We start from the raw sequence: 18,249 nt of genomic DNA, 5'->3' as shown, positions 1-18,249 counted from the left end.
AACTATACATTATTTCGAGGGAATAGATCCCGTTATCACACGTGTGCCGTCGTCGGCGTCGATAATGCGCCGAAGGACCGCCAGGTTCACGACGTCCTCGCCGTTGTAGCGCAACAGAAGCGCCAGCGCCTCCTGATCAGAGCGTTTTCTATACCGCTCCCACAGCACCGGGGCGTCACGACCTGTGAGTCCCGCAGTCTCCCGCTCTATCCCCAGGGTGCGTTCCACCGCCTTGAGTCCGCCGAAGAGCCCCATCCGGTGACAGTCGTACATCAGATCCCGGGACCGGTGGTTTTTACGGATGTCTAGCCCAACTCTCCGCTTGATGACCGGGAGGTCAAACCGGTTGCCGTTATACGTCACCACCGTCTCAACGGAACCCAGGACCTCCTCCAGGGTGTGAGCGGTAATCCACTCGCCCACAAGCTGGACGAGACGCCCCGGCTCTCGGTACACGCCGACAACCGTCACCGCTCCCCGAAAAGTGGTCTCGATATCGAGATAGGCGTATTCATTCGGCAAAAGAGAACTCCAGGATCGGATATGTTTCGGGATTCGACCTCATTCTCATGGATCGACACGATAAATCATAAACCAGCACGCATACGAAATCAAGGACCAATGGACGCCGTGAGTTCACCAAATCGACATACAACACCCTCTTTCCCACCCCTTGATCGCCTGATTTCACCCCTTTTGACCGCCGTGCCGCGCCTATTCAGTTGACAGTATCTCACATGAGGGGGTATAATTTTTCTAATTTGTTTTTTCTTATCAGGGAGTTACATTATATGAGATTCAAGCTCCTGTTTGCTTCCGTGTTTACCATCGGCATCCTGAACCTTTTCGTGCTTATCGTTCTTGTGCCGGTGATGTTGTTTACGGGATTGATCGGAGGGGCGATCTTGATTGTTCTCACAATCATCATCAATATCATCATCTGGCTGATTTCGCCCTGGATCATGGACCAGATTCACAGGCTGTTTTATAAATTTGAAATCATCACCTATGAGGATCTGGAAAAGCGAAGTCCCTATACAGCGAAATTTCTCAAAGAGGCCTGCGAGCGAAATGGAATGAAGCTCCCGATGCTTCGCATCGTGAAAGATCTGAACCCCACCGCCTACTGCTACGGATCGGTACGCTCTAATTCCCGGATCGTCGTCTCCGAGGGACTGTTTCACTACCTTACCGACGAGGAGGTGGCGGCGGTATATGCCCATGAGCTGGGGCATATCAAGCATCTTGATTTCGTCGTCATGACCGTGGCCAATACGCTCCTTATGATTCTCTACGAAATTTACTTTATCTTCACTCGGATGCGGTCCAACAGCAGGAACAACCCGCTGCCGATCATCGGCCTCGTCTCCCTGATATTCTGGCTCATCGGGACCTTTATCGTCCTCTATCTCTCCCGCACTCGGGAGTACATGGCCGATCGCTTCTCGGCGTTGGAGACGAAAAATCCGAACGCCCTCTCCACGGCCCTCGTGAAGATCGCCTACGGCATCGCCGCCCAGCCCGACGATGCGGCGTCACGCAGGCTGCTTTCCAGCACCCGATCCCTGGGGGTGAGCGACTGCAAGAGCGCAGCGACGGTGGGGAGTATTGTCAGTCTCTCCGCCACCGAAACCGTACGATCCACGGAAAGGGTCCCGGCCTTCGATCCCCAAAAGGTCAGCAGGGTGTTCCTGTTCGATGTTTATAACCCTTGGTCCCGGGTCGTCCAGCTCGGCTCCACCCATCCCCTCACCGGAAAACGTATCAAGGCGATGATGGATGTGGCCAGTGAGCTGAAGGTCCCGCCGATGTTCAACTTCGACGAGATATCGATATACGGCCAGGCGCTGGATAGGGGGCGTCTCTATCGCAATTTTTTCTTCGAGGTGCTCATCTACTTCGCGCCGATCGTCACCCTCATCCTCGGCCTCGTCCCGGCCCTGTTTGATCCATCTCTCCTCGGTCTTGCGCCGATATCGTGCGGACTGGGGCTTCTGCTCAAGGGTATCTATAAGTTCCCGCCGATTTCCGAGCCGAAGGAACAGACGATTCTGGAACTGATGAGCGACCCCTACGCCAGCCCCCTCAGGGGGCAACCGGTCACTGTGAAGGGGGTGGTCATCGGCCGGGCGATCGCGGGAAGCTATTTCGGCGAAGACATGGTCATTTACGACCGCTCCGGCGGCCTGATGACCCTCAACTACGAGTCGATCATCCCGCTGATAGGCAACCTCATTTTCGGCACGTCCCGCACGAAAAAGCTCATCAACCAGACCGTCCGGGGCATCGGCTGGTTCAGACGAAAGGTATCCCAGGTGGTGGATCTCAAGAGCATCGTCACCGAGGAAAAAACATTCGCAAGCTATAATCGCCTGTGGGCCATCCTCGCGGGCATCCTGGTAGCCGGTGTCGGTGTCGTCACCACGGTCGTTGCCGTTGTGACGATGCTGACGGCGGGAGGAACGGCTCAGGGCGCCTTTTAAATCATAGAACCGATTCATTTCGGAAAGGAACACAACAATGACTGATCTTTTGATAAAAAACGCCCGAATTGTCGACGGGACCGGGAAGAAGCCGTTCGAAGGCCATCTGATGGTGGACAACGGTCGAATTACGGGAATCGTCTCCGCCTCCTCCACAAACGGCGATTCTTTTCTCACGCAGGGTGCAAAAGAGACCATCGACGCGCGTGGTCTTGCCCTGAGCCCCGGCATCATCGATTGCCACAGTCACTTCGACTGGATCCTCCCCCTTCCCGAGCACCCGGACTTTACCTATCCGATGGTGGAGCAGGGCGTTACCACGGTCGTTACCGGAAACTGCGGTTACACCCCCGCCCCGGTGGACGACTATACACGCACCATCATGAACGACTACGGAGACTTCATCCTGGAGCGGCCCCTGGATTATGATTGGAGTTCCATGAGTCAGTTCATCGAGTACCTGAACAATCGAAATAAAAACGGCGGGGGACTCTTGTTCAACAACGTCCAGCTTGTGGGTCATGGGGCGCTTCACCTGATGGCGGTGAAGGATAAGATTAAGAATCCCACACCTGGGCAGCTCTCCCACATTACCGAAGAGGCCGAGCGGGCATTCGACGAGGGAGCATTCGGGCTGTCCCTGGGTCTTCAGTACCCACCCGGAATCTTCAGTACCCCGAAAGAGCTGGAGGAATTGGCCAAGGTCGTGGCACGGCACAATCGCATCCTGACCGTTCACATCAAGGCCCTCTCCAAATACTCCGGCTCCTACCCGATCATCCCCCTGGGAACGCCTCACAATATAAAGGCGATACAGGAAATTCTCGCCATCGGTGAGCGAGCCGGGGTGAAGCTCCAGTTATCCCATTTCATCTTCGTGGGGAAAAGCACCTGGGGCACAATGAACCGGGGTGTCCGGCTGGTTGAGCGGGCCAGGAATCGGGGACTGGATGTGATGTGGGACATCTACCCGCATTTCGGGGGCAACAGCTACATCACGGTGCTTCTGCCCCCCTGGTTCGTGGAGGACTTCGAGCGCCACTCCAAAAACCCCCGTTCCATGAAGCGTTTGAAGATGGAATTAAACCTGACCAAGTGGCTTCTGGGCTTTGAGTTCGACGACATCATCGTCATGGACGCGGCGTTTTCGGGCGGTGAGAAGTACAACGGGAAGAACGTCCAGGAGATCTCCGAAATGGAGAGCATGGAACCGGTGGAGGTCTTTACCATGCTCGTTAAGAAAAGCGACGGGCGGGCCCTCGATCTCGTCTATGGATTCACCGGCGACGAGAACAACGAACAATATATCGAGCAGCTGATCGCCCACCCCCTGACCCTGTTTGAGACCGACACCATCCTCAAATCCAGGGGCTTTCCGAACCAGGCCTCCTTCGGGGCCTTTCCACAAATCCTGGGGCGCTACGTCCGGGAAAAAAACGTGCTCACTTTATCCGACGCGATACACCGGATGACCGGCCAGTCCGCCGAGCGGTACGGCATACCGGATCGGGGGACATTGAAGCCCGGCAACCACGCCGACCTGGTGCTGTTCAACCCGGATACCATCGCCGACAATACCACACGGAAAGACAGCGCGAAAAAGCCCACCGGTATAGAGAAGGTTTTCATCAACGGCGAGCTGACGGTGAACAACGGCGACTACATCACGGGCAAACGTCCCGGGCGGGCGGTGACGCCGAAGGGATAAACGCACGACGGACCAAAAAAAACGGGCGTGTTTTGACACATCCCGGCCCATTGAACATTCGGCCCGCTTCCACTTCTTGGAGGCGGGCCGTTTTTTTGTCTCATCTTTGCGCTTGTCTTTCGGGCCACTTCCCAGCCCACCCTTCAGCTCGTCTTCCGATCATCCTTCCGGCTCATCTCCCGGCCCGTCATGTAGCCCGTCTTTCAGTTTCTTTATCAATCCCTCTCGTGGCCCGTTTTCAGTTCGTTTATCGTTCCCTCTTTTGGCCTGCCTTTCGTGCCCGGTTTTTCGCCCGCTATCTCTTAAAGATGGCGCCGGTGGCGGCGGACGTGACGATCTTCGCGTATCTGGCCAGGTAGCCGGTGGTGATTTTGGGTACAAACGGCTTTTGAGCGGCCCGCCTCTTATCGATCTCCTCATCGGTAAGCCTCACCGCCAGAACACGGTTCGGGATGTCTATCTCGATTTCGTCGCCGTCCTGAACCAGACCGATAAGTCCCCCTTCGGCGGCCTCGGGAGAGACGTGTCCGATAGCGGCCCCTCGGGTCCCTCCGGAAAACCTGCCGTCGGTTATCAGGGCCACGTCCTTGTCCAGCCCCATTCCGGCGATAGCGGAGGTGGGAGTGAGCATCTCCCGCATGCCCGGACCTCCCCGGGGTCCCTCGTAACGAATCACGATCACGTCCCCCTTTTTGATCTTCCCGCCGAGGATTGCTTCCGCCGCCTCCTCCTCGGAGTCAAAGACCCGGGCGGGACCGCGATTTTTCATCATGGAGGGATCCACCGCAATCTGCTTGACCACGGCGCCATCCGTCGCCAGGTTTCCCCGAAGAACGGCGATGCCCCCCTCGGTGTGATAGGGATCAGCGATGGAGCGAATGACCGTATCGTCCGTCACCTTCGCTTGGGCCAGATTCTTCTTCACGTTTTTGCCGGTGACGGTCATGGTGGATGTATCTATATGACCCGCTTCGGCCAGCACGCTCATCACCGCCTGGACACCCCCTGCACGGAAGAGGTCTTCCAGGTGATCCGGACCGCCGGGAGATAAGTTGACCAGGTGCGGCACGTTTCTGCTGACGGCGTCGAATACATCGAGGTCGAGGGGAATATCAGCCTCCGACGCCACCGCCGGAAGGTGGAGCACCGTGTTCGTGGAACAACCCAGGGCCATATCCACGGCGATGGCGTTCTTTATGGCGGTCTCCGTCACGATATCCCTGGGGAGAATCTTCTTCTCTATCAAGTTCATCACCGCCCGTCCCGCCTCCTTGGCAAGACGTACCCGGGCGGCGTGAATCGCAGGAATAGTGCCGTTTCCGGGAAGACCCAGGCCCACCGCCTCGGTCAGGCAGTTCATGGAATTGGCGGTGAACATCCCCGCGCACGAGCCGCATCCGGGGCAGGCGCAGTTTTCCATATCCACCAACTCGTCTTCCGTGAGACTTCCGGCCTTGACCCGTCCCACCCCCTCAAACACGCTGATGAGGTCCACTACCTTATCATCGAAGAGCCCTGCGAGCATCGGGCCGCCGCTGATGACCACAGTGGGGATGTTCACCCTGAGGGCGGCCATAAGCATACCGGGAACGATCTTGTCGCAGTTGGTGACCATTACCATGCCGTCGAACGGGTGGGCGGTGGCCATGATCTCAATGGAGTCGGCGATGATCTCCCGGCTGGCCAGGGAGTATTTCATCCCCTCGTGGTTCATGGCGATCCCGTCGCACACGCCGATGACAGGAAATTCGACGGGGGTTCCGCCGGCCAGCCTGACTCCCGCCTTAACGGCGTCGGTAATGGTATCAAGATGGATGTGGCCCGGGATTATTTCGTTTTTCGAGTTGACGACGCCCACCATCGGCCGGGCTATCTCACCGTCGGTATATCCCATCGCCTTGAAAAGCGCCCTGTGGGGGGCCTTCTCCAATCCTCGCTTCATTCGATCGCTGCGCATGTGAACCTCCTTGGACGTGCCGGGATTATAACAACTCTCGTTTTGTATTGTAAAGAAGTATTTTTTTGATATAATCACATCCTGACGACACCGATTCCCCGATCGATGACGATTTAGACGTGTTGTTTTTTTGCTTTTCGCCGAAAATCCGTTTTGTCTCTGTTTCTTTCGAGCAGGAACTCCCCCGGGAGCGGTTTTCTCACGATACTCCCCACACCCACCACCGGATTCGTTGCCTAAGGACCTTCTGTATCCAAGGATGACGCCTCATGGAACACGGCCTCACCCACCAGATGGCCCACTTCATCATCCAGCTCGCGGTGATCTTTCTTGCGGCAAAGGTCTCCGGCGAGATTACCGAGAAATTCTTCAAGGCGCCGGGGGTGCTGGGAGAGTTGATCGCCGGCATGATTATCGGCCCCTACGCCCTGGGAGGGATGATACGGATTCCGGCCCTGGGATATCTCTTTCCCATACCCGCCGCCGGGGTTGAGCTGTGCCTGAATATTCCGTGCGAGCTGTTCGCACTGGCGCAGGTCTCCTCCATCATTCTGTTGTTTCTGGCGGGGCTGGAGACCGATCTCAAGCAGTTTTTTCGCTACACCTATCCGGCGCTGGCCGTGGCCCTGGGCGGTGTGGTGGCGCCCTTCTTCGCCGGGGCGTGGCTTGCCGTGGCAATGGGATTCGGGGAGGGCGTCTTCGACACCACGCCGCTCTTCATCGGGACGATCATGACCGCCACCTCTGTGGGCATCACCGCCCGGGTGCTGTCTGTGATGAAAAAGATGGACACCCCCGAGGGGGTGACCATCATGGCCGCGGCGGTGGTGGACGACATCCTGGGGGTACTGCTGCTCACAGCGGCGTTGAGCATCACCACACTGGGGGTGTTTACGCCGTCTGCGATTGCTGCGGTGGGCGGGAGGGCGCTCCTATTTCTGGCGGGACTCATCCTAGTCTGCTTTTTGATATCCAGAACCATCGACCGGGTCATCTCGTTTTTCAAGTCCGCCGGGGCGGATATTGTCATTTCCCTGGGACTCTGCTTTTTTGCCGCGGCGATATCGGAGTTCTTCGGGCTTGCCATGATCATCGGCGCGTACATCATGGGGCTTTCGCTCTCCACTTCCAAGGCGGCCCGAAAACTCCAGGAGGATATGGAGCCGGTCTACCACACCTTCGTGCCGATATTCTTCGTGGTCATGGGAATGCTGGTGGATTTTTCCGCAATGCTGCCCGCACTGGTTTTCGGCCTTCTCCTGACGCTTCTGGCGGTGATCGCAAAGGTCCTGGGGAGCGGTCTCCCGTCGCTCCTGGTCGGCTTCAACGGGAAAGGGGCCCTGCGCATCGGCCTTGGCATGCTCCCCCGGGGCGAGGTGGCCCTGATCGTGGCCGGCGTGGGACTCTCGGCCGGGGTCATCTCCCGGGATATCTTCGGCGTTTCCATCCTGATGACGTTCGTAACCACTCTGCTGGCGCCGATCCTTCTGGTTCCCTCCTTCATTAGGGGGGGAGAGGGAACCCGGGCGGGGGGCAGAACACGGGCGTTTGCGGACACCCGAAGCTGGGACGCCACCCCCTACACGACATTCGGCACCAGTTTTCAGCGACACCGCATATGGCCCCACCAAACGGTGCAGAAATGGACCCTCTTATTCGTCCGGGAGCTGGAATCGAGGGGATATGAAAAACTCCGGGGCATCGTCTGTCCCACCGGCACCGTGCTCACCTACAAGCAGCGGGAGGGCACGGGGCTCGTCTCCATCAACCGGGAGGATATCCCCGGCCGGTCCGACGTATCCATCAGGCTGACGTCATCCACCAGGGATCTGGATGAGATGATCGCCCGCACGGACGAGACATACAACCGCGAGGCATGCGTGACGTTTCTCGGCACACAGGACCACACCGAATAACGGAATGCATCGGCGGTCGGGCCGACACAGGAGTACATCGGATTATGTGTCCTCCCCCCAGAGGAAAAAGCGAATGGCCGGCGAATTGACAATACAGATGGCGCATTTCGTCATCATGGTCGGCGTGATCATCCTGGCGGCCAAGATCGCGGGCGAATTGACCGAGCGCCTGTTCAAGGCGCCGGGGGTGCTGGGGGAGCTGATTATCGGTATGGTCATCGGCCCCTACGCCCTTGGGTCATGGATCAACATTCCCCTCATCGGCGCCCTCTTCCCTCGGGGCGGCATCGAGAGCCCCTGCATGAACATCCCCTGCGAGCTGTACGCCCTTTCCCAGCTCTCGGCGATCATCCTCCTGTTTTTGGCGGGGCTGGAGACAAACCTGAGACACTTCTTCTCCTATGCAAAGGTTGCGGTGGTCATCGCCCTGGGAGGGATAGCGCTTCCGTTTGTCCTGGGAGTGTCTCTCACGACGGTCATGGGCTACGCCGATTCATGCTTCGAGCCGACATCCCTCCTTGTGGGCACCGTCATGACCGCCACATCCGTGGGGGTCACCGCCCGGGTGTTGTCGATGCTGCACAAGCTCGACACCCCCGAGGGAATCGCCATCATGGGCTCCGCGGTGATGGACGATATCCTGGGCATACTCATCCTCGCCGGGGTCACCAGCATCGCCGTCGTGGGAACATTTTCCGCCCACGATGTGGCGATGGTGGGCTTCAGGGCGATCCTCTTCATGGCGGTTCTCGTGGCCGTGGGGCTGGTTGTCTCTCGGTATTTTGAGAGAATCCTGGGACTCTTTTCGTCCGCCGAGTCGGAGGTCGTCATCGCCCTGAGCCTCTGTTTTTTCTCCGCCGCCCTGGCGGAGGTCTTTGGCCTCGCAATGATCATCGGCGCATACATCGTGGGTCTGTGTCTCTCTATATCACCCGCCGCCGAGACCGTCAAGAAAAAGATGGCCCCCCTTTACCACACCTTCGTGCCGATATTCTTCGTCGTCACCGGAATGATGATCGACCTCTCGGCCGTTACGGGTCCCGTGCTTCTCTTCGGGATAGCCCTCACGGCGGCGGCGGTGTTGGGAAAGGTCCTGGGTGCGGGGCTTCCGGCCCTGGCGGTGGGTTTTAATACCACCGGCGCCGTGCGCATCGGCCTGGGCATGCTCCCCCGGGGGGAGGTGGCCCTGATCGTGGCCGGTGTGGGGCTCTCCGCCGGAATCATCGACGAAGAAATCTTCAGCGTGGCGATCATAATGACGATGATCACCTCTATCCTGGCGCCGCTGCTCCTCAAACCCAGTTTCCTCCACAAGAGCGAAGGAGCCGGCGAAAGAATCAAAGAGGTGAAATTCGCCCGCTCAGGAAGCTGGCATGACACGACAACCGCGACCGGTTTTCAACACACGAAGACCGTCGGCCAGTCCGTGGCCGCAGGTTGGCTCCCGATCTTTCTCACCGTCCTGGAAGACGAGGGATTTGTGCGTTTTTCCGGCATGAAGAGCCCATCGAGAACCTTTTATACCTATCACGATGAGAACAACGAGATTATCACCATATCGGTGGTCAGTGTGCAGCTCAGAAACCAGAGTTTCATTCGGATCACCTCCACCACAGAGCGCCTGGACGAGCTCATCATGACAGCTGACGACCGATATAACGAACATATAAACCTCCAGGAGATCTGATCCATCATCAGAGACGGCGACACGCACATGTTCTTCCGGGTCCGGCCTCCAATCACCTTGACTTTTCACCTTGTTGGTGTTAGCGTATCGTAGGCGCAGGCGCAGGAATATTTTTCCACGCCTGCATTGGATTTCATCAATAGGTAGAAAAAGCGTACGTTTTCATATGAACAACAATCACACGTCAAACGACGTTAAAAACAAGATCCTCTCGTTTTTAATGCTGCTCATGGGTAACCATCTCAACTGGTATGTGTCGTTTCTGGGTGACTACAAAAGCTCCCTGACTCCGCTGATTTTCAACTTCTTTGCTCCGAAAGTATCCATCCCGAAAGAAGACGTGAAAACCATTCGCGAACTCTCCCGGCAGGGAACGGTGATTTACGCCGGGAAAAACCGCTCATCACTGGATTTTCTCTTTTTTCACCACCGATACAAGATGGAGGGACTTCCCTATCCGATATTCGGCAACTTCATCAACATGATCTGGTGGCAGCCGGTGAAATCGGTGTTTCGCATCATCATCTCCTATATCTATTGCACTATCGCGAACGTACCTCCCCCAAACCCGTACCAGACCGATTACGTCCGCAGGATGAGCGAGGAGGGCCATTCCTCCATCCTCTTCCTGCGCCGCCCGTCCGGACTGCTCAAGCGATTCGCCCTTACCGAGCGTGACGATCCGATGGTCTATCTCCTGGAAGCCCAAAAGGAGATGACGAAAACCATCTACATCGTCCCTCAGATGATTATCTTCCAAAAATCCCCCACCCGGGAGAAGAAGAACCTCATCGATCTCTTTTTCGGCCCCAAGGAGGATCCGGGGCTGATCAGACGTATCGTGGTCTTCTTTCGATACTATCGCCGGGCGTTCATCAAGATCGGCGACCCGGTGAACCTCCGGGAATTCCTGGAGGAGCGGGACTCCCGGGCCGACGCCCACTCGTCCTACGCCCTTCGTCGGCGCCTTCTGGACAACATCGAGGCGGAAGAGCGCATGATCATCGGCCCCGTGCTCAAGGAGCGCACCGAATTGATGGAAATGGTGCTTTTCGATGGGGACTTCCAGCGGGAACTCGACGATCTGGCGGAGGTGACGGGTCTGCCGGTGGAGCGCTTCCGGCAGTCCGCGGTGGAGATGCTTTCGGAGATCGCGTCAGACTTCAACATCACCTACGTACGCATCTTTGATCTCGTCCTGACCTGGGTCTGGCACAACATCTACAACGGCATCGAAGTGGACATGGAGGGATTGGCGAAAATACGGGAGGCGGGGAAAAAAGCCCCCCTTATCCTGATTCCCTGTCACAAGAGTCACATCGATTATCTGATGCTCTCCTATGTGTTCCTTCACAACAACCTGCACATTCCCCATATCGCCGCGGGGGCCAACCTCTCGTTCTGGCCCATGGGACACATTTTTAGAAAATCCGGGGCGTTTTTCCTGAGACGCACCTTCAAGGGCGACCGTCTTTACCCCATCGTCTTTTCCGCCTACATCAGGACCATACTGACCCAGGGCTTTTCCATCGAGTTTTTCATCGAGGGGGGCCGCTCCCGCACCGGGAAGCTGGTCATGCCGAAGCTGGGGCTCTTGTCCATCATCATAAACGCCTATCTCAACGGATATGTCGACGATATTACCTTCGTGCCCGTGTTTATCGGATACGACCGCATCATGGAGGAATCCGCCTATATAAAAGAGCTGTCCGGCGAGAAAAAACAGAAGGAGAACTTCCGCGCCATGCTGAAGGGAAGGAGCCTGCTCAGGAAGAGATACGGGCGGGTATACATCAACTTCAGCGAGCCGATTTCCATCAAAAACTTTCTCACCGACTCGGGCTATGATGTTCGCACCATCACGAAACCGGAAATCCGCCAGCTTCAGTACGACCTGGCATACCGTATCGTCTATTCCATAAACGAAGAGAGCGTGGTCACCACCACGAATCTCGTTGCATTGGCCTTCATGTCTCACATCAAGGGCGCCCTGACCTGGGACGAGCTATGTTCTCTGGTATCGCTCTATACGGACTACCTTGACTATTTCAACGCCCGTTTTACCGACACCTATAAGGGAAGAAAAACGGCCATCGGCGAGGCCCTCACAGAACTCATCGGTGAACGTCTGGTGCAGCTGGTAAAATCGGACATAGAAGAGGAAGAGGACGAGGAATTCGAGCCGCTCTTCTACGTGCCGGACGACAGACGACTTCACCTGGAATACTACAAAAACAACATCCTGCACTTTTTCCTCCCCGCGGCGTTTGTTTCCACATCGCTCCTTTTCCGAACGCCGGGAGACGCTACGGAGGCGGCGACCACCGTCGATTTCCGATATTTGCGAAAAATATTCAAGTTCGAGTTCATTTACGATCTGAAGTTCTCCGACGCGGAGCGGGTGAACCAGGTCCTGGCCTATTTCGAACAACTCGGGGTCATTACAAAAACAAATGATGAATACGAGATCAATCCGGATAAGCGGGAGATTCTCATGGCCTTTGCGGGATTGATACACAACTACTTGGAATCCTACCTGGTGGCCGCACAGAATCTTCCGGAATATGTGCATAAAAAACCGAAGAGCGAGCGGGATGTTATGCGACGTCTTGACGCATCCGGCGAAAAGATGTTCAAAAGGGGGGAAATCACTCGGATGGAGGCCCTCTCACCCCCGAGTTATAAGAGCGCCCTGACGCTCATGACCCATGAAAAGGTTCTCGACACAAAAACCGTTACGGAGGGGAAGAAGACCGTCAGGTATTACTCCCCCGGTCCCGAAGAGCGGTCGTACAGGGAGGAATTGAAAAGATTCCTCTCCAGCATCAGTCATTCTTCATAACCTATCTGGAGTGAGGAGAAATGACTTCCAAAACACGCATCGTCATGTACATATGTTTTGCCGTGTGTCTTGTGATATCCCTCTCGGGCTGCGCGGCATATGACATCGCCGTCAGGTACTGGCCCGAAGACACCACCCCCGAATCCACGATTACTCCCGTTCCCACCGAAGTGGTCGATACGTTCGAGGGCGTCGCATCGTGGTACGGCCCGAAATTTCACGGGAAGAAGACCGCCAGCGGAGAGGTGTTCGATATGTACGACCTGACCGCCGCACACAATACCCTCCCGATGGGCACCCTCTGCGTGGTCACGAACAAGAACACCGACGAATCTGTCACGGTCAGGATCAACGATCGCGGTCCGTTCGTGAAGGATCGGGTGATCGACCTCTCCTACGCCGCGGCGAAGGTCATCGGCATGATAGATACCGGCACCGCGCCGGTATATGTGGAGGTGCTGGGGAGCGAGGAAACGGTGCCCGGATACGAAACCGCCTCCACCCCTCCCCCCGACATCTACGGGGAGGAAGTGGAGGGATTGACCTACACCATCCAGGTCGGCTCGTTCACCGATCGGACGAATGCGGAAAACCTCCAGAGCATGCTCATGGATATGTTCACGGATGTACGCGTTGAGGAGTTTGCCACCACCGGCACCACCTACTATCGGGTCCGGGTGGGCCTGTTTGCCAGCCGCATCGACGCCCTGAACACCGCGGAAGAGCTGACCTCAGCCGGATACGACGGGTTCATCGTCGAAGCCGGGCGATGATCCGACAGGGCCGACAGCCATTGAAGTGGTTGTCCGGAGCACGTGGGATGTTGAAGGCACATGTCGAATGCATAAGGATAGTGGGGCTAAGGAACAACCTTTCTCCGCCCCTGTCGGAACAATCCACCGCTATATCGGCCGGCCGACACTGTCGGCCCGGCTGCCATTATAGTGGCGGGCCGGTGCGACAGGGTAACACTCCAGATAGTGGTGACTTGGAGCGAATGGGTTTGTGCCGATTTCACCCCGCCCCGCACCTCTCAACCCCGCATCGACCCTTTCGCCCTTCAGTCACACTCCACCGCATCCTAATCGGCCGACACTGTCGGTTTGCTCTTTGATGGTATGGTTATACGGGAATCCGTGATATATTGGAGTGAGACATACCTCTATACATAGTGTGAGTTGTCGCTAATGAATAAGAACATTCAGGACGCCCTCGCATCCTTTACCTACGGCCTGTACGTGGTGACCGTCGCCGCAGGCAACGTGCGAAACGCCATGGTCGCCTCATGGGTCTCCCAGGCGTCATATGATCCCCCCCGGGTACTGGTGGGGATCAAAAAAACACGCCTGACCCATGAGCTGCTCGAGCGGGCGGACCGATTTGGTCTCATGGTTGTCCAGAAGGGAAAAGAAGGGGAGCTTCCGTCGCTCAAGGGGGGAGATCCCGAGAAAAAATTTACAGAAAGAGACGTCATGACGGGAGAGAGCGGCGTTCCCCTTTTCACCGAATTCCTCTGGTCGCTGGAGCTGGTACTGGTGGATCGATTCGACGCCGGGGATCACACGATCTTTTTGGGAGAGATAACCGACGCCAAAAAAACCGCTGAGGGGGCGCCTGCGTCCACGGCGGACTACGGCAAGGTTTACATAGGCAGGCAGTAACACCGGGAGGCACCCGCCCATGCCCACGGACGGCGAGATCAAAGAGGAGCAGAAGAAAATCAACCGGCTGCGGTTCCTGGTGGATTTCACCATTACCGTCATCCTCCAGGGGCACCTCCCCATTGAGGAGGTGTATCGGCTGGTCGACGGCCTCAAAAGCCACGCCTTAACGCTGTTCCCGGATAAGGAAGACACCTTCGAGCTGATATATCGACCGCGTATCACCCGGGCCATCAGGGAGAGTTACCGGCTCCACTAACCCGGCATGGACCGGGAGCCTTGATAGCGGCGGAACGCGGCGAATGGGACACAAAGAAACACCGGGGGGGAAACATACCACCGGGGCGGCAGGTTACGGGGCGAGTGTCGTCAGGTTGCCGACAAAACACCCCCTCCATCCTGTTTTTCACCCCCCACCATTCCGGCCCACCGCTATTACGGCCGTCGACCCTGTCGACATGGACCGGGAGCCACTATAGTGGTAGGCCGAAGCGACAGGGATGGCAACTTAAAGAGTGGTAGCCCGGAGCGGATGGGGCGTTAAGGGAAAGTGTTGAATGTATAAGGATGGTGGGACCGAGGAAACAACCCTTCCTCCGCCCCTGTCGTATCAATCCACCACTATCTTGGGTGCAGGCACTGCCTGCCCACCACTATACCGGCCGTCGACCCTGTCGACCTACGGCATGTTTTCCTCGATGAAGGAGAGAACGATCTCCTCGTATTCCTCGGTGTGATCCTCGTAGCCCATTGTATGGGTGCATCCGTCGAAATAGTAGAGATCCTTGACCTCCGCCCCGGACGCATCGAACATCGCCTGGGAATACTCCGGCCGGATATTTTCATCTCCCCGGCAGTGGAGGATCAGCGTCGGAACGAATACGTTCTCTATGGCCCTGATCGGCTCCACCAGCTTCGGTGTAAAATCGGCCCGCAGACCGGCCAGAAACAGCGCCGAATACACGAGGGGAAACTTCGGAAGCCCGTAGAGGTCCTTCGCGTAGTCGCTCACCACCGTCTCGAGCCCCGGATAGGCCGAATCCTCCACCAATAGGTCGATGCGCTTATCCTCGGCGGCGGCCATGATCGCCACCGCCCCGCCGAAGGACTCTCCGACGATCCCGAGATCCGATGTGTCGCAGTCGTCCCGCGTCTCCAGATATTCAATGGCGGCGGATACATCATAGCTCTCATAATATCCATAGGTGCAGAAATCCCCTTCCGACAGGCCGTGATAGCGCTGATCATAGATCAGGACGGCGTAGCCCGCTCGTCCCAGCATCCCGGCGTATTTCAGGGCGCCGATGCGGTTGTCGTTCTGTCCGTGCAGCACGATGAACGTGGGGGCATCGGCTCGTTTCCCCGGGATGAACCAGCCGGAAAGCTCGATCCGCGGTCCTGACATCTCATCGCTCTTTTTATACGAATAGAAGCTCACATCCTCGGGCTCCACGCCGAACTCCGCCAGGTCGGAGAATTTTTTGTGTTCTATCTGCTCCTCGATGGTCTTGGTCTCGAAGGCAACGATCTGCCCGGAAAAATACCAGGATACCCCGACGAAAACCACAATAAGAAACACAACCAGAATAAGAACAATTCGTTTCGTCGCTTTCATATATGACTCCTCATAGAATGGCTGGCAGTGCCAGCTCCCTTTATTGCAGTGGCCTGAAACTATCGAGGCGCTGATAAACAAAGAGGACAAAGGAAAACACCGGGGCGGCCGTAATAAAATCAATAAATACAGGCACGCCTGCGCACCTGCCGCTTCGACCCACCACTATCTCGGCTGTCGGCCCGTGCCGATCCGTTCGACCAGCCAGTCGTGGATGTCGTCGGCCACGCGTTCCCAGCCGTTTTCGGTCATGAGGTTGTGCCCCATGCCCCGATACATTCGATAATCGCCCCGATACGCCCGTGCGGTTCGCTCCTGCGTCCTGATGGGAAAGAAGTAATCGTGCTCGGCCGCCGTCACCAACACCGGAGTCGAGACGCGATGGGGCTTAAGCCTCGTCAGGGGGACAACCGGCGTCAAAAGCGCCACGGACGACTCCGGCACCGCGGATTCGGACCCCCTCCGACATACCTCGTCCGGGGCGTTATGGAGAAACAGACGCCGGTACATCTTTTCATCCCGCACCGGCAACGGCAGCAGAACGCCAAACCGAACCGCCAGGGACGGATAGTGCAGGGCCATTTTCAGAAAGGTCGTGCGGGGAAAATGCCGAAACGGGAGGGGCGCCACAAGGACGGCCGCCGGTGGTGTTGCCTCTTCCAGGTATTTCATCACCACATATCCCCCCAGGCTGTGACCGATGACGATCGGATTGCCGATATCTCCCGCGACCCTCCCGACCTCCCGCACGTATTCCATGAAGGTTTGGCGGCTGATGTTCTCCCCGTCCCCCCGGCGCTCCCCGTGAGCGGGAAGATCCACGGCATGGCAGGCAAAACCCTTCTCGGACAGAAAATTCATGAAGTTTTCCCAGCACCAGGCCCCATGCCAGGCCCCATGAACAAAGAGAATCGGGATATCATGCGCTTCCTTCTTCGGAATCATTTTCTTCATGCGGCCTCCCGACATACTCAAAACGAATACCAATAAAAAAACACCGACGGACACCGGAGCCGTACCCGGCGTTCGAGATCGAAGACAATATCGCCCGCCTCACATACGTATCCCTCGGCGTATGACGATTCCACATGCACTCTATACATCAGAGAGAGGGCTTCTCCGTCTCATGCACGGGACCTGTTTGAGAATTTTTATCAGTAATTTCTTCCGCGATGCGGTCAAGTATGCCGTTTATAAAGCCGGGGCTGTCTTCGGTGCCGTAGCGCTTGGCGATCTCAACGGCCTCGTTGATGGTGACGTTGGGAGGGATGTCTGCAAGATAGAGGAGCTCGAACACGGCACATCGAATGATGTTTCGATCGACGACCGCCATTCGATCCAGCTTCCAGTTTCTGGATACATCGTTGATGATACGATCTATTTCATCCAGGTGCTTACATGTTCCGACGACCAGGACGGTAAAAAAACTCCTTGCATCGGAGTCGGTCTTGAAAAAATGCCAGAAATTAGTTATGGCCTCTTCGATACGATCGCGGGATACCGACGCACGCCCATCCGTGTCGACCGCCTCCGCGTCCTGCATCCGGGGTGCATCGGATCCGTCGTATACGGCAACCGATCCGCCCTCCCCGCTTTCGGACGAGGGCGGTGGATTCATGTCGCACTGATATAAAAACTGAAGGGCGAGTTCCCTGGCCCGTCTTCTCTTTCCCACGATATCTATTCCATGTGTCGGGCCGACTGGCAGTGCCAGCGGCCGAGATAGTGGTGGTTCGAGGCGGCAGAATGTAACATATAGGATAGCGGTAGCCCGAATTGCATGAGGCGGGACAGTGAACCTTCCATCACCGCCACTCCGATGGTCTCCCTCGTCCGCCCTCATCCACCGACGCCCCGATTGTTTCACTCCACCGCTATAATGGCTGTCGACCCTGTCGACCTGTCACCCCTTGTCGATCTGTCCGACCAGGTTCGCCATCTCGATGGCGGTGACGGCGGCGTCGTATCCCTTATTGCCCGATTTCGATCCGGCGCGCTCTATGGCCTGTTCGATGGTATCGGTGGTGATGATACCGTAGCTGATGGGGATATCGCTTTCGAGGGATATCTTCGCCACCCCCTTTGCGGATTCGGATGCGATGTACTCGAAGTGCGGAGTAGCTCCTCTGATAACCGCCCCGAGGCAAATGACTGCGCTGTGTTTCTTGGAGGTGGCCAGACGCCGGGCGATTTGGGGAATTTCGAACGCACCGGGTACCCGATACACATGGATGGCGTCGTCCGCGCCGCCGTGGCGGACGATGGCGTCCACAGCCCCGTCCAGGAGCCGCTCCCCGATGAAATTATTAAAACGGGACAGCACGATGGCGAACGTCAAACCCTTCGCCGTCAATGAGCCCTCGATATGTTTCGGCATATA

General features: G+C 56.9%; 14 protein-coding genes. 8 read left to right on the top strand and 6 right to left on the bottom strand.

The genetic code is table 11. The annotated features are described in order from the left end of the window. Positions 1 to 9: 9 nt before the first annotated feature. Positions 10 to 522: a ribonuclease H-like domain-containing protein gene (locus JW885_05405; GenBank protein ID MBN1881591.1), complete on the bottom strand. Its 513-nt coding sequence runs from the start codon at positions 520 to 522 to the stop codon at positions 10 to 12. Positions 523 to 791: 269 nt separating this feature from the next. Here JW885_05405 and JW885_05400 point away from each other — a divergent pair, with 269 nt between their 5' ends. Next, a complete protein-coding gene (locus JW885_05400) occupies positions 792 to 2,483 on the top strand; it encodes a M48 family metalloprotease (protein MBN1881590.1) in 1,692 nt (563 codons plus the stop codon). A 37-nt stretch (positions 2,484 to 2,520) separates the two neighbouring features. Then, a complete protein-coding gene (locus tag JW885_05395; protein MBN1881589.1) occupies positions 2,521 to 4,191 on the top strand; it encodes an amidohydrolase family protein in 1,671 nt (556 codons plus the stop codon). A gap of 295 nt (positions 4,192 to 4,486) precedes the next feature. Here JW885_05395 and ilvD read toward each other — a convergent pair whose 3' ends face one another. After that, positions 4,487 to 6,148 carry a dihydroxy-acid dehydratase gene (gene ilvD / locus JW885_05390; GenBank protein MBN1881588.1) on the bottom strand — a complete coding sequence of 554 codons (1,662 nt, stop codon included), beginning with the start codon at positions 6,146 to 6,148 and terminating at the stop codon, positions 4,487 to 4,489. A 269-nt stretch (positions 6,149 to 6,417) separates the two neighbouring features. On the opposite strand from ilvD, the gene JW885_05385 reads away from it, so the two are divergent. From JW885_05385 to JW885_05360, 6 genes are all read left to right on the top strand, one after another. Then, positions 6,418 to 8,064, top strand: a complete 1,647-nt coding sequence (locus JW885_05385; protein ID MBN1881587.1) for a cation:proton antiporter — start codon at positions 6,418 to 6,420, stop codon at positions 8,062 to 8,064. Positions 8,065 to 8,137: 73 nt separating this feature from the next. Beyond that, a complete protein-coding gene (locus JW885_05380) occupies positions 8,138 to 9,751 on the top strand; it encodes a cation:proton antiporter (GenBank protein MBN1881586.1) in 1,614 nt (537 codons plus the stop codon). 166 nt (positions 9,752 to 9,917) lie between these two features. Further along, a complete protein-coding gene (locus tag JW885_05375; GenBank protein ID MBN1881585.1) occupies positions 9,918 to 12,593 on the top strand; it encodes a 1-acyl-sn-glycerol-3-phosphate acyltransferase in 2,676 nt (891 codons plus the stop codon). Positions 12,594 to 12,613: 20 nt separating this feature from the next. Continuing rightward, positions 12,614 to 13,366: a septal ring lytic transglycosylase RlpA family protein gene (locus JW885_05370; GenBank protein MBN1881584.1), complete on the top strand. Its 753-nt coding sequence runs from the start codon at positions 12,614 to 12,616 to the stop codon at positions 13,364 to 13,366. Between the two features lie 414 nt (positions 13,367 to 13,780). Then, complete coding sequence (locus JW885_05365) at positions 13,781 to 14,254, top strand: flavin reductase (GenBank protein ID MBN1881583.1); 474 nt, start codon at positions 13,781 to 13,783, stop codon at positions 14,252 to 14,254. Between the two features lie 19 nt (positions 14,255 to 14,273). After that, positions 14,274 to 14,513, top strand: coding sequence for a hypothetical protein (locus JW885_05360; GenBank protein MBN1881582.1), 240 nt, complete (start codon positions 14,274 to 14,276; stop codon positions 14,511 to 14,513). 420 nt (positions 14,514 to 14,933) lie between these two features. Here the strand turns inward: JW885_05360 and JW885_05355 are convergent, their stop codons facing one another. From JW885_05355 to JW885_05340, 4 genes are all read right to left on the bottom strand, one after another. After that, positions 14,934 to 15,869 (bottom strand): alpha/beta fold hydrolase, encoded by a 936-nt coding sequence (locus JW885_05355; protein MBN1881581.1) that lies wholly within the window; start codon positions 15,867 to 15,869, stop codon positions 14,934 to 14,936. Positions 15,870 to 16,034: 165 nt separating this feature from the next. Then, the gene (locus JW885_05350) at positions 16,035 to 16,823 is read right to left on the bottom strand and encodes an alpha/beta hydrolase (GenBank protein MBN1881580.1); all 789 of its coding nucleotides are present in this window, start codon (positions 16,821 to 16,823) and stop codon (positions 16,035 to 16,037) included. 148 nt (positions 16,824 to 16,971) lie between these two features. Beyond that, positions 16,972 to 17,544, bottom strand: a complete 573-nt coding sequence (nusB, locus tag JW885_05345) for a transcription antitermination factor NusB (GenBank protein ID MBN1881579.1) — start codon at positions 17,542 to 17,544, stop codon at positions 16,972 to 16,974. Positions 17,545 to 17,772: 228 nt separating this feature from the next. Further along, positions 17,773 to 18,246, bottom strand: a complete 474-nt coding sequence (locus tag JW885_05340) for a 6,7-dimethyl-8-ribityllumazine synthase (GenBank protein ID MBN1881578.1) — start codon at positions 18,244 to 18,246, stop codon at positions 17,773 to 17,775. Positions 18,247 to 18,249: the final 3 nt, after the last annotated feature.

The organism is Candidatus Zymogenaceae bacterium (assembly GCA_016931225.1).
In the GTDB taxonomy this organism is placed as follows: Bacteria; Desulfobacterota; Zymogenia; order Zymogenales; family Zymogenaceae; genus JAFGFE01.
The sequence above is the reverse complement of the archived record's forward strand: the minus strand, read 5'-3'. Positions and strand labels throughout refer to the sequence as shown.

Excerpts from the sequence above, each read along its gene's own strand:
- JW885_05400 (MBN1881590.1), top strand. The coding sequence starts at position 792 with ATGAGATTCAAGCTCCTGTTTGCTTCCGTGTTTACCATCGGCATCCTG.
- JW885_05395 (MBN1881589.1), top strand. The coding sequence starts at position 2,521 with ATGACTGATCTTTTGATAAAAAACGCCCGAATTGTCGACGGGACCGGG.
- ilvD (MBN1881588.1), bottom strand. The coding sequence starts at position 6,148 with ATGCGCAGCGATCGAATGAAGCGAGGATTGGAGAAGGCCCCCCACAGG.
- JW885_05385 (MBN1881587.1), top strand. The coding sequence starts at position 6,418 with ATGGAACACGGCCTCACCCACCAGATGGCCCACTTCATCATCCAGCTC.
- JW885_05380 (MBN1881586.1), top strand. The coding sequence starts at position 8,138 with ATGGCCGGCGAATTGACAATACAGATGGCGCATTTCGTCATCATGGTC.
- JW885_05375 (MBN1881585.1), top strand. The coding sequence starts at position 9,918 with ATGAACAACAATCACACGTCAAACGACGTTAAAAACAAGATCCTCTCG.
- JW885_05370 (MBN1881584.1), top strand. The coding sequence starts at position 12,614 with ATGACTTCCAAAACACGCATCGTCATGTACATATGTTTTGCCGTGTGT.
- JW885_05365 (MBN1881583.1), top strand. The coding sequence starts at position 13,781 with ATGAATAAGAACATTCAGGACGCCCTCGCATCCTTTACCTACGGCCTG.
- JW885_05360 (MBN1881582.1), top strand. The coding sequence starts at position 14,274 with ATGCCCACGGACGGCGAGATCAAAGAGGAGCAGAAGAAAATCAACCGG.
- JW885_05355 (MBN1881581.1), bottom strand. The coding sequence starts at position 15,869 with ATGAAAGCGACGAAACGAATTGTTCTTATTCTGGTTGTGTTTCTTATT.
- JW885_05350 (MBN1881580.1), bottom strand. The coding sequence starts at position 16,823 with ATGAAGAAAATGATTCCGAAGAAGGAAGCGCATGATATCCCGATTCTC.
- JW885_05340 (MBN1881578.1), bottom strand. The coding sequence starts at position 18,246 with ATGCCGAAACATATCGAGGGCTCATTGACGGCGAAGGGTTTGACGTTC.